12 protein-coding genes, 1 tRNA gene and 1 pseudogene are annotated in these 10,347 nt (G+C 65.1%); 7 read left to right on the top strand and 7 right to left on the bottom strand.

Translation table 11 applies throughout. From position 1 onward, the window contains the following. Positions 1-102 precede the first annotated feature (102 nt). The 6 genes and pseudogenes from VK519_RS00750 to rsmD all read right to left on the bottom strand — a co-directional run bounded on the left by VK519_RS00750 (position 103) and on the right by rsmD (position 4,963). Positions 103-1,152 (bottom strand): TMEM43 family protein, encoded by a 1,050-nt coding sequence (locus VK519_RS00750; protein WP_324346709.1) that lies wholly within the window; start codon positions 1,150-1,152, stop codon positions 103-105. Positions 1,153-1,269: 117 nt separating this feature from the next. Beyond that, complete coding sequence (gene ggt, locus VK519_RS00745; RefSeq protein ID WP_324346707.1) at positions 1,270-2,961, bottom strand: gamma-glutamyltransferase; 1,692 nt, start codon at positions 2,959-2,961, stop codon at positions 1,270-1,272. Between the two features lie 55 nt (positions 2,962-3,016). Beyond that, positions 3,017-3,271, bottom strand: coding sequence for a YfhL family 4Fe-4S dicluster ferredoxin (locus VK519_RS00740; protein WP_324346705.1), 255 nt, complete (start codon positions 3,269-3,271; stop codon positions 3,017-3,019). Positions 3,272-3,316: 45 nt separating this feature from the next. Further along, on the bottom strand, positions 3,317-3,823 hold the full coding sequence (locus tag VK519_RS00735; protein ID WP_324346703.1) for a hypothetical protein: 507 nt from the start codon (positions 3,821-3,823) through the stop codon (positions 3,317-3,319). A gap of 25 nt (positions 3,824-3,848) precedes the next feature. Next, positions 3,849-4,360: pseudogene (coaD, locus tag VK519_RS00730) on the bottom strand (pantetheine-phosphate adenylyltransferase). A gap of 24 nt (positions 4,361-4,384) precedes the next feature. Then, on the bottom strand, positions 4,385-4,963 hold the full coding sequence (gene rsmD / locus VK519_RS00725; RefSeq protein ID WP_324346701.1) for a 16S rRNA (guanine(966)-N(2))-methyltransferase RsmD: 579 nt from the start codon (positions 4,961-4,963) through the stop codon (positions 4,385-4,387). A 76-nt stretch (positions 4,964-5,039) separates the two neighbouring features. On the opposite strand from rsmD, the gene ftsY reads away from it, so the two are divergent. The 6 genes from ftsY (at position 5,040) to VK519_RS00695 (ending at position 9,107) form a co-directional block, all read left to right on the top strand. After that, positions 5,040-6,125: a signal recognition particle-docking protein FtsY gene (gene ftsY, locus VK519_RS00720; protein WP_324346699.1), complete on the top strand. Its 1,086-nt coding sequence runs from the start codon at positions 5,040-5,042 to the stop codon at positions 6,123-6,125. Continuing rightward, positions 6,122-7,162: an AsmA family protein gene (locus VK519_RS00715; RefSeq protein ID WP_324346697.1), complete on the top strand. Its 1,041-nt coding sequence runs from the start codon at positions 6,122-6,124 to the stop codon at positions 7,160-7,162. The genes ftsY and VK519_RS00715 overlap by 4 nt, the downstream gene beginning before the upstream one ends. Then, a complete protein-coding gene (gene mutY, locus VK519_RS00710) occupies positions 7,159-8,205 on the top strand; it encodes an A/G-specific adenine glycosylase (RefSeq protein ID WP_324346695.1) in 1,047 nt (348 codons plus the stop codon). The genes VK519_RS00715 and mutY overlap by 4 nt, the downstream gene beginning before the upstream one ends. Next, positions 8,202-8,474, top strand: a complete 273-nt coding sequence (locus VK519_RS00705) for an oxidative damage protection protein (RefSeq protein WP_324346693.1) — start codon at positions 8,202-8,204, stop codon at positions 8,472-8,474. The genes mutY and VK519_RS00705 overlap by 4 nt, the downstream gene beginning before the upstream one ends. A gap of 69 nt (positions 8,475-8,543) precedes the next feature. Continuing rightward, positions 8,544-8,619, top strand: a tRNA-Phe gene (locus VK519_RS00700). Positions 8,620-8,726: 107 nt separating this feature from the next. Then, entirely contained in the window at positions 8,727-9,107 is a 381-nt protein-coding gene (locus VK519_RS00695; RefSeq protein WP_324346691.1) for a hypothetical protein, read from the top strand. 27 nt (positions 9,108-9,134) lie between these two features. On the opposite strand, the gene VK519_RS00690 is transcribed toward VK519_RS00695, so the two are convergent. After that, a complete protein-coding gene (locus tag VK519_RS00690) occupies positions 9,135-10,076 on the bottom strand; it encodes an AraC family transcriptional regulator (protein WP_324346689.1) in 942 nt (313 codons plus the stop codon). A 124-nt stretch (positions 10,077-10,200) separates the two neighbouring features. Between VK519_RS00690 and VK519_RS00685 the strand changes: the two genes are divergently transcribed. Continuing rightward, the coding region (locus VK519_RS00685; RefSeq protein WP_324346711.1) for an SDR family NAD(P)-dependent oxidoreductase at positions 10,201-10,347 on the top strand (147 nt) is incomplete at its 3' end.

Genomic DNA, 10,347 nt, shown 5'->3' with positions numbered 1-10,347 from the left:
TGTGCCGGTTGCGCAAGAAGCTAACGCGCGCGATAAGGCCCATTACCCATAGCGCGAGCAAAGCCGCGTACAAGCCGGTAATCCGCATCGGTTTGTTTCCTGTCAGTCCCCTTCGGACCGACAGTGTACCCGCCAGCTGGCCAGCGCAACGCCCGCGGCGCATAGCAGCAACCATGCGGCAGACTGGCCGATGCTCACCGCCAGCCACAGCACGCAGGTGATCGCGCCGATGGTGATGGCGGCCGTGCCCAGGGCGAACAACACGTCGTGCTGCATGCGCTGGCGCTGGGACAGCAGTAAAACGCCAAGGGCCACCAGCACGAAGGCGAGCATGCGCCAGGCGCCGATCATGCCTGGTTCCTCGGGCGTACCCGGGATCACGTCCACCAGGGAGCGGTCACCCACTTGTACTTCGAAGCCGGGGCTTGGCGCATCCGGGCGAGCGGAGGGCACCAGGGCGTCGCCGTCGATGCGCGCCAGCACGGTGATTTCCTGCAGGGGCACGGTGCTCCATGACACCCTCAGGTCACCCAGCCGCGGGCTTCCCGGACGGGCGCTGGTGACCAGCGCGCCGTCATACAACTGGAAGGTGGCGGCGAAGTTCGCCGGCAGGGATTTCATGTCCGGCGCAAGCGCGTTCGAGCCAGGCAATGCATGCAGGATGGCCGACGACAGGACGAAATTGCCCAGCAGCACCTGGCCTGCGTCGAACTGTTTTCCTTCCACAGGGAAGGCGCCGGGGTTGGCATGCCCGCGCGGCTGGTCGAAGGCCGAGGCATTGACCGGGTGGTCGACCCAGTCGAGCTCATAGCTGGCAAGCGAGCCCACGCGGATCTCGCGCCACTGGAACATCTCCACGTGGCGCACCAGTACCGGTGAATCCGCGCGCTGGCCGAAAGCCTCGTCGCGGGGCGCTTCGACCACCTTGGGCATGCCCGCCACGCGCGTGGTGGCGCCGTACTGGCCCGCCTGCGGACGTCCACCGGCACCAAGGTCAAGGACGCTGCTGGCCGTATGCTGGGCGAGCGCCTGGCGGTAGTCGATCAGCGACCGCTCGGCTGTCGCCGAGATGCCAAGCCCGGCCAGCACCAGCAAGGCACCGACCACCCGCACGAGGGTAAGGCGCTGCAGCCAGCGCAGGGCCGCCTTCATGCGCCCCTGGCCGGTTTCATGGTTGTGCCTTGCCCGATGGAATTCATCACGTCGCTATGAGTGGTAATCGGCAAGGTGATCGGCGGTCCCGCACATTTCTTTAATCCGTGCCTGCCCTTACTGCACCTTACCCAGCCCGGAAGGCCGGCGCGGGTCGCTGGCGGCGTCGAGCTTGTTCGCCTTGCGGTCCCAGGTCACCACATTCATGAAGCCCCACGACGAGCGCACCTTGAGATTGTGGCCCATGTCGTTGAGCGCCTTGGTGGTGGCGGCGTCGAACGTACCTTCCTCCACCGATACGGTGTCGGGCAGGTACTGATGGTGGAAGCGCTTCTGCGCCACGATGCCGCGGGCATCCTTGCCGTCGATGAAGGCAAGGATGCCTTCCAGTACCTGGGTGATGATGGTGGAGCCGCCCGGCGAGCCGATCACCGCGCTGCGGTCGGCACCGATGACGAAGCTTGGCGACATCGACGAAAGCATCCGCTTGCCACCCTTGGGCGCATTGGCCACGCTGCCACGAAGGCCGAACGCATTGGGTTCGTTCGGCACCAGGGCAAAATCGTCCATCTCGTTGTTCAGCAGCACGCCCGTCTTGCCGGCGACGAACGCCGAGCCGAATTCCAGGTTCACCGTAAGCGTGCTTGCCACCATGTTGCCGTCGGCATCGATGATGGAGAAATGCGTGGTGTGCATGCCGGGATCCGCGGCGAGCGCCGCGGGCAGCATCGAGGAAGGCGTAGCCTTGTCGGGAAGGATCGTGGCGCGCAGGCCGTCGGCATAAAAGGGCGACAGCAGCATGTCCAGCGGCATCTTCACGAAGTCCGGATCGCCCAGGTAGTCGTTGTGATCGCGGAAGGCGCGGCGCATGGCTTCCAGGATCACGTGCGTGCGATGGACCACATCCATCCTGGCAAGGTCGTATCCGGCCAGGATATTGAGGATCTCGGCGATCGCCACGCCACCAGACGACGGCGGCGGCGCCGTGACGATCTTGAAGCCGCGATAATCCACGTTGATGGGCTTGCGCTCCTTCACCTTGTAGGAGGCAAGATCCTGAAGCGTCCAGTTACCGTCGGCCGCCTTCGTCGAAGCCACCAGTTCCTTCGCCGTCTCGCCCGCGTAGAAACCTTCCACCCCCTTGTCGGCCAGGCGCTCCAGGGTCGCGGCAAGGTCCGGCTGTTTGAACGTCCAGCCCTTCTGCGGCACCACGCCGCCCGGCAGCAGCAACGCCGCGGAGGCCGGATAACGCGCCAGCACATCCTTGCGTTCTTCAATGGCACCAAGGAAACGTTCATCTGGCTGGAAGCCGTCGCGGGCAATGCGGATCGCCGGCGCCAGTGACACCTTCAACGGCAACTTGCCGTAATGCTCGGCCATGTACACCAACCCCGCCGGCTCACCGGGGATACCGGCGGCGAGCGGACCGTTCTCGGCGGTATCGCGGTTGGGCTTGCCCTGCGCGTCGACGTAAACCTTGGTGTCGACCGCGCCGGGAGCAACCTCACGGGCGTCGAGGAAGGTGTCCTTCGCATCGCTGGCCCGATGCAGCAGCGCCATGAATCCGCCGCCTATCCCTGAACTCTGCGGCTCGACCACCGCAAGCGTGGACGCCACGGCCACGGCCGCATCGAACGCGTTGCCACCCTTGCCCAGCACTTCGAAACCGGCGTTGGTGGCCATGAAATTGGCACTGGCGATGGCTGCGTGGCCCGGGCGTTTGGCCAATTCCGCTGGCGCCGCCTGGGCAGCTGCCGCCACGAGAAAGAACGAAGCGGCGGCGACGCGCCAGCCGGGTGCAAGCGTCATGCGCGGATCTCCAACGGGCCAAAGAGGTCAATACGACATGATGCGACGCAGCACGTCAACCCGCGCGCGCCATCAGGTGTTCGTATTTGAGCTTCAGTGCGTCCTGGCCCTCGACATGGGCAGGGTCCACCTCGATGCATTCGACCGGACAGACCTCCATGCACTGGGGTACGTCGTAGTGCCCGACGCACTCGGTGCACAGGGCCGGGTCGATGACGTAGTACTCCTCGCCCAGCGAAATGGCCTTGTTCGGACAAACCGGCTCGCAGACGTCGCAGTTGACGCAGGTATCGAGGATCTTCAGTGACATGGGGGCCATTGTACCCCGGCCCCCATGCCCCATGCCCCGAGGGGTTTACATCTGGACGAAACGGTACTCGGCGCCCGTGGGCGTGACCACGGCGCCCACGCGGTCCTTGTCGGCGGCATCGCCGATGAACAGGACGATCACCTTCTTGAAGGAGCCGGCCTGGGTGTCCTTGAACGCCGCGACGATAAGATCGGCGGTCTTGGTCGAGTCCGGGCCGCCAAAGGCCAGCATATTACCCGGCAGCACGCCGCGGGCAGTGGTGCCCTGCACGTTCTCAAGCTGGCGTTCGCGACCGGCCACGGCCGCGTCGTCGTCACCGGCCGGTACCAGGTAGGGATACGGGCGGTCGGCGGTCATGCCCTGCATGTTCGCCTTGACGATGGTGCCCAGGTACTTGCCCCAGGCAGCGGTGTCGGCCGGATTGGTCGGCTTGGCCACCGGGGCCACGGCCGTGGTGGGTGCGGCGGCTTTATCCTCGTCACCGGAATTGCCGCAGGCGCTAAGGGCCATGACCGTCATGGCGATCGAAGCGGCAAAAATGAGTTTACGCATGGTGGTCACCCCAGGTTTGGATATTTCAGGCTTGGCTGGAAGCAGGCGACGCGCCGCGCCAGCGCTGGCGCATCGCCTGTTGTACTGCCGGATGCACGAAGCCGGAGATGTCGCCGCCGAGGCGGCCGATCTCGCGCACCAGCGAGGAGGAAATGAAGCTGTATTGCTCCGCCGGCGTCAGGAACAACGTTTCGGCGTGCGGGATCAGGTGGCGGTTCATGCTCGCAGCTGGAATTCGTACTCGAAGTCGGACACCGCACGCAGGCCGCGCAGGATCACCCCGGCGCCGATCTCGGCGACGAAATGGGCCAGCAGGCAATCGAAGCCGCGCACTTCCACGTTTTTCTGGTCGGCCAGGGCCAATCGCGCCAGCGATATCCGTTCGGACAGGCTGAAACCCGGCCCCTTGTTCGGGCTTTCGGCCACGGCCACCACCACGCGGTCGAACAACGGCGCGGCACGGGCCACGAGGTCGGCGTGGCCGTTCGTGATGGGGTCGAACGTGCCGGGATAGACGGCAAGGCGCGGGTTGGTCATGGCAGGGTCGACGCGGACATCGGATTAGCTTAGCCGATCAACCCGATGGCGGCGATAGAGGGCAAAGACCACTTCCCCCGCGGTGCCCTCGCGATGTAGCAGCCAGCCCGGCGGCGGGATGAAGACGCTGTCGCGGGCCGATTCGACATAGATCCACGCATGCGCTCGCAACCACCCCCCCGCTTCCAGTCGCTCGCCCACCCGTTGCCACAGGTCCAGCGCGAAGGGCGGGTCAAGGAAAACCAGGTCGAAGGGCCGGGGCGGTCGGGCCAGGAACGTCTCCCATGAAGCGTTGACCGAAGTGGCCTCGATCCCCTCGAGCCGCGCCACGTTGGCCTCGATCCCCTGCACCGCTCGGCGGTCGGCATCCACCAGCACCGCACTGGCTGCCCCGCGCGAAAGCGCCTCGATCCCCAGGGCCCCGGTGCCGGCGAACAGATCCAGGCAATCGGCGCCCTCGATCACCGGGGCGAGCCAGTTGAACAGGGTTTCGCGGACCCGCTCAGGCGTGGGCCGCAGGCCGTCCACGGCGGGCACCGCAAGGCGGGAATTACGCAGCTTGCCGCCGATGATGCGCACCCGGCCGGGCTGCGGGGCGGCCATCAACGGGAAACCCGCTCAGCGGGCGGTGGGAAGGACGGTGCTAGCATCTGCGTATTGTCTTTCAATCCCCTGGTCCATGCTCAAGTTCTGGAAGAAAAAACCCGCCGAGGGCGAGAACGCCCCCGCTGCCGATGCCGCGTCGGTGGATACCGCCTCGGAAACCCTGGCTGAAGCCCTGTCCGAACTCCCGGCGCCCAGCCAGGCCGATCCGGAAAGGCCCGTCATTGAAGAGTCCGCACCGGTCGTCGTCCGTTCCTGGCGCGAACGGCTCGCCGGCAACGGCTTCGCCAAGGGGCTGGGTTCGCTATTCGTCCGCCATCCGAAACTCGACGACGACCTGCTCGACGAACTGGAAACCACGCTGATCACCTCCGACGTCGGCGTGTCGGCGTCGACGGAACTGGTGGAAGACCTCCGACGCCGCATGCACAAGCGCGAATTCGCCGACGCCGCCGCGCTGCTGGCGGCGCTGCGTAAATCACTGGTGGATATGCTCCGCCCGGTGGAGCAACACCTGGATGTTTCCACCCACAAGCCATTCGTGATCCTCACCGTCGGCATCAACGGCGTGGGCAAGACCACCACCATCGGCAAGCTGGCGCGCCGCTATCGCGATGAACACCGCGACGTGGTGCTGGCCGCCGGCGACACATTCCGCGCCGCCGCCGTGCAGCAGTTGAAGACCTGGGGCGAGCGCAACAACGTGCCGGTGATTTCACAGGGCCAGGATGCCGACTCCGCCAGCGTGATCTTCGACGCACTGACAGCCGCGCGTTCGCGCGGCACGGACGTGTTGATCGCCGATACCGCCGGGCGCCTGCATACGCAGGGCGGCCTGATGGACGAGCTGGGCAAGATCGCCCGCGTGCTGAAGAAGATCGACGCCGAAGCCCCGCACGAAGTGTTGATGGTGATCGACGGCACGACCGGCCAGAACGCCATGAACCAGCTGCGCCAGTTCCTGGCCATCGTCGGCGTGACGGGCCTGGTGGTGACCAAGCTCGACGGCACCGCCAAGGGCGGCGTGGTATTTGCCCTGGCACGGGAATTCGGCCTGCCCATCCGTTACATCGGGTTGGGCGAGAAGGCCACCGACCTTCGCGTGTTCGATGCCGAGGCCTTCGTCGACGGCCTGCTTCCGGCCGCGCTCGGCGCGTCGTGACGGCGACCCGTCGCTGGCGGCGGAGCCTGGCCTGGTCGGGCCTGGTGCTCGCGCTGCTGGTGGCAGGCATGGTCATTGCCGTCTACGTCATGCTGCAACCGGAGCGCTTCACCTCGCTTCTGGCTTCGCGCGCCCGCGCGCTCGGCGTGGAACTCACGCTCAGCCAGCCCGCGTCGCCCTCGTTATGGCCGCGCCCGGCCATCGAACTGCAAGGTATCAGCGTCCGGGGTGATGGCGGCGGCAGCATCCTGCTGGCTACGCGCGGACGCATCATCCTGCCCTGGCGGGCGCTGCTGCGCGGCGACACGGCGATCTCGCGCATCGAATTCGACAACCCGCGCGTCGACCTTGACGCTCTCTCCGCAGCCATCGACGCCCTGCCCCCGGGCAACAGCGGCGCGCACGCGTTCCTGCCGACGATCGATACCGGCTTGTCGATCAAGGACGGCACGGTGATCCGGGGAAATGCCGTATGGCTGGGCGACGTCGACCTCGATACCGGCGAACTGCGTAGCGGGCGTCCGTTCAATCTGACGCTGCGCTGCAAGGATGCCTCGGGCCGACCTCTCTCGCTCGACCTTGGCACCACGCCGCGCCTTTCGGCCGGCGTACTGGACCTCGACGACATCACCGTCTCCTCGACCGTCGGCACCGACGTCCGGGCAAACCTCAAGGGCAGCGCGCATTGGCGCGGCGCCGCCAACGTGTCGGGCACGGTGGCCGGCGATGTCAACCGCAGCGGCGAGACCTACCAGGCGAGCGTGGCGATGAGCCCGGCAAACATGAGCGATCCACTCACACTGGCGATAAAGCTCGACGGTGGCACCGACCACGCCGACGTGCGCATCGCACCGCTGAAGATGGCCGCCTGGTGGTCGTCGATGGCAGGCAACGGTCCGCTGGCACTGCCCTCGTTCGATGGCAAAGTGGACATGGCCGGCATCGACGCCGGCCCTGTGAGAATCCAGGGTTTGCACCTGCGAAGCGGCCCGGATGTCACGCTGCCGGCACCCGCCTCCACGGCGCCGGCAAAATGAGCGACGTTGCCGCGCCACTCCTGGCCTGGTACGACACCCACGGACGCAAGAGCCTTCCCTGGCAGCACCCGCGCACGGCGTATCGCGTGTGGTTATCCGAAGTGATGCTGCAGCAGACGCAGGTCACCACGGTCATCGGTTATTTCCAGCGGTTCCTCGATCGCCTGCCCACCCTGCCCAGCCTTGCCGCGGCCGACGAAGACACCGTGCTGGCCCTATGGGCGGGACTGGGCTACTACCGCCGCGCGCGTTTCCTGCACGCGGCGGCCAAGCTGTGCGTGGAGCACCACGGCGGCGACCTACCCACCGGCTTCACCGAGCTTGCCGCCCTGCCCGGCATCGGCCGTTCCACCGCCGGCGCGATCCTGGCCCAGGCGCATGGCCTGCGCTTTCCGATCCTGGACGGCAACGTCAAGCGCGTGCTTACACGCTTGCACGGCATCGTGGAGTTTCCTGGCGACACCGCCACGGAAAAGAAGCTGTGGCTGCTGGCCGAATCGCACACGCCAAACGCGCGGCTGGCCGACTACACGCAGGCGATCATGGATCTCGGTGCCACGGTGTGCGTACGCGCACGGCCACTATGCGCGGCATGCCCGCTACAGGGCGATTGCGTCGCGCACCGCGACCACCTGACCACCGTGATACCCGCGGCCAGGCCCGCCAAGGCCATACCCACCCGTGCCACCACCATGATCGTGCTGCGCGACGCGCGCGGCCGCATCCTGCTGGAAAAGCGTGGCGCCGCCGGCGTTTGGTCGGGCCTGTGGAGCCTGCCTGAAGCCATCGACTTCGAACATGCGGCAGTCACCGCCACCGCGCTTGCCCGCGTGGCAGAGTCCCGCGCCTTGGTCCCATTTACCCACGTCTTCAGCCACTACCGCCTCAACGTTCACCCTGTGCTGTTTGACCGCGCGACAGCCACCCCAGGCATCGCCGACAATGACCGGCTTCGCTGGTGTGCGCCCAGTGATGCCGCGGCCCTTGGCCTGCCGGCACCCGTCCGCACCCTGCTGTCACCGCTTTGGGAGATACCCGCATGACGCGCACCGTGCACTGCATCAAGCTCGACAAGGACGCCGACGGCCTTGATTTCGCCCCGTGGCCGGGTGAGTTGGGCCAGCGCATCTACCACCAGGTCAGCAAGGAAGCGTGGGGCCAGTGGCTGGCCCACCAGACGATGCTGATCAACGAGATGCGCCTGTCGCCGCTGGACCCGAAAACCCGCAGCTTCCTGGCTACGGAAATGGAGAAGTATTTCTTCGGTGGCGATGTCGCCCAACCCGCCGGATACGTGCCGCCGGAAGCCTGAAGGCTTGACGCCGGGCCGCTCACCGGATTTAATACGCGGCTCACCCAGCAACATTCGTTGCGCACCCATGGCCGGGTAGCTCAGTTGGTAGAGCAGGGGATTGAAAATCCCCGTGTCGGCGGTTCGATTCCGTCCCCGGCCACCATTCCAGTAGTCATCCCGATCTCGTAGCCGACGTTCGCCTACGCATTTTTCGGCCATGTACTACGGTTTTGGCGTTGATCTCTTCGCGCCGTCGGGCATCATGTTCACATGTCCGAGAACACCCTTCTACAGCAAGTCAATCCAATGTCGCCAGCACCCTGGGTGGCAACCGTCGACGCTCGCATCAGCAACCTCGATATGCGTGTCACGCGGCTCGAAACTGCGATGGAATTTGTCCAGCGCGATATCGCTGAAATACGAGCGGATGTGCGCAGCCTCTACGATTTGGTTGGCAATCTGAGAGATGCAGTGGCGGCAAACAATGCTCGCATCGATGTGCTGAGCACGTCCGTCGACCGCCTTGCCTCAACCGTCACGACGCTCGAGAAATCCATCGCATCATTCCAGACAAAGGCTCTCTGGGCTGTCACGCTGTTCGTCATCGCCGTCGTTTTGAAGTCGGCATGGCCCGTGCTTTTCCCGGGTTAAGGTTTGCCCCGTCATGTACGGGCAAGGTTACTGGCAGTTAGACGACGCGGACCCATTGGCAGCCGACAAGCATGTGGTCGAATATTGCTTCGGCGCCTGGCCAACCACACGCTTGAACGCGAAGCTAAACGCACTTTCAGAGGAATAGCCAAGATCGGACGCCAATCGGCTGATCGGCACGGGCGCGGTCCGGAGTGTGTGGCGTGCGCGCTGCATGCGCCAACGAAGAAGATATTCCAACGGCGCCAGTCCGACCCGGGCCTTGAAGCGCGCCGCGAAACTTGAGCGAGAGAGGCCGACCGCGCCCGCCAGGCCCGCAACGGTCCAGTGAAAACCGGGATCGGTGTGCATCAGTGTCAACGCCGCGCCGATGTGTTTGTCGCCAAGCGCACTGATCCAGCTAAGGCCGTCCGGATGCGCAGTCGCACAAAATGCCCGAAGTGCCTGGATCAGCATCATGTTCGCCAGGTGCTGCTTCATCAGCGGGCCGCCGATGTCGCCACGGTCCATTTCAGCGTCCAGCATGAGGATCGTTGATTTCAGCGCAGCGATCGCTGGATTGTCCGTTCGGATCGCGAAGAAAGACGGAAGCACATCCAATAACGGACTTAAGTCATCGCCCTGGACAATGAAGCTGCCTCCGATGAGGACCGTTTCAGAACCTCCCAAGCGCACGACGTTGGATTGGGCACTCTGGAAAAGACGATCGCCGTCGGCCATGGCGACATCGGGATCGCTACTGACGCCATAGCCACAGGCGTTGATCAACAAGAAGGCGTCGCCCTCGTCCAATCGGCAAGGCAGGTCACTCACGCCGGTGATCCAGCACGAGCCGCGCAGCACGGTGACGAACTTGAGCATGGAAGCGGCAGCAAAGCTAAGGCCCCAGCTGCCCTGCGCTTCCAGGCGCGTGCACTTCACATTCCTGACCTGCATCAAGAGCAGAACATCGGAAAGCGGGTCACTCATAGGACGATTTCAATAGTTTGGACGATATCGCATAAAGTCTGGACCCCTTCTTATAGAACGTCCAGCGAGAACACCCTATCTTTTCTTCATCCCTACTAATTTTGCTCCAGCGGAGGCTACACACATGACGGGTATTACCGGGAAAGTCGTTGCAGTCACGGGCGCCAGCAGCGGAATCGGCCGCGCCGCATCGCTGCTGCTTGCTAGCCGTGGGGCGAAGGTGGTTCTCGGTGCGCGCCGTGCCGATGAGCTGGAACGGGTCGTCAGCGAC

Source organism: Pinirhizobacter sp. (assembly GCF_035317885.1).
In the GTDB taxonomy this organism is placed as follows: domain Bacteria; phylum Pseudomonadota; class Gammaproteobacteria; order Xanthomonadales; family Rhodanobacteraceae; genus Pinirhizobacter.
This window is presented reverse-complemented; position numbering and strand designations above follow the sequence as displayed.

Coding starts and splice junctions, on each gene's coding strand:
- VK519_RS00750 (WP_324346709.1), bottom strand. CDS start 1,152: ATGAAGGCGGCCCTGCGCTGGCTGCAGCGCCTTACCCTCGTGCGGGTG.
- ggt (WP_324346707.1), bottom strand. CDS start 2,961: ATGACGCTTGCACCCGGCTGGCGCGTCGCCGCCGCTTCGTTCTTTCTC.
- VK519_RS00740 (WP_324346705.1), bottom strand. CDS start 3,271: ATGTCACTGAAGATCCTCGATACCTGCGTCAACTGCGACGTCTGCGAG.
- VK519_RS00735 (WP_324346703.1), bottom strand. CDS start 3,823: ATGCGTAAACTCATTTTTGCCGCTTCGATCGCCATGACGGTCATGGCC.
- rsmD (WP_324346701.1), bottom strand. CDS start 4,963: ATGGCCGCCCCGCAGCCCGGCCGGGTGCGCATCATCGGCGGCAAGCTG.
- ftsY (WP_324346699.1), top strand. CDS start 5,040: ATGCTCAAGTTCTGGAAGAAAAAACCCGCCGAGGGCGAGAACGCCCCC.
- mutY (WP_324346695.1), top strand. CDS start 7,159: ATGAGCGACGTTGCCGCGCCACTCCTGGCCTGGTACGACACCCACGGA.
- VK519_RS00705 (WP_324346693.1), top strand. CDS start 8,202: ATGACGCGCACCGTGCACTGCATCAAGCTCGACAAGGACGCCGACGGC.
- VK519_RS00695 (WP_324346691.1), top strand. CDS start 8,727: ATGTCCGAGAACACCCTTCTACAGCAAGTCAATCCAATGTCGCCAGCA.
- VK519_RS00690 (WP_324346689.1), bottom strand. CDS start 10,076: ATGAGTGACCCGCTTTCCGATGTTCTGCTCTTGATGCAGGTCAGGAAT.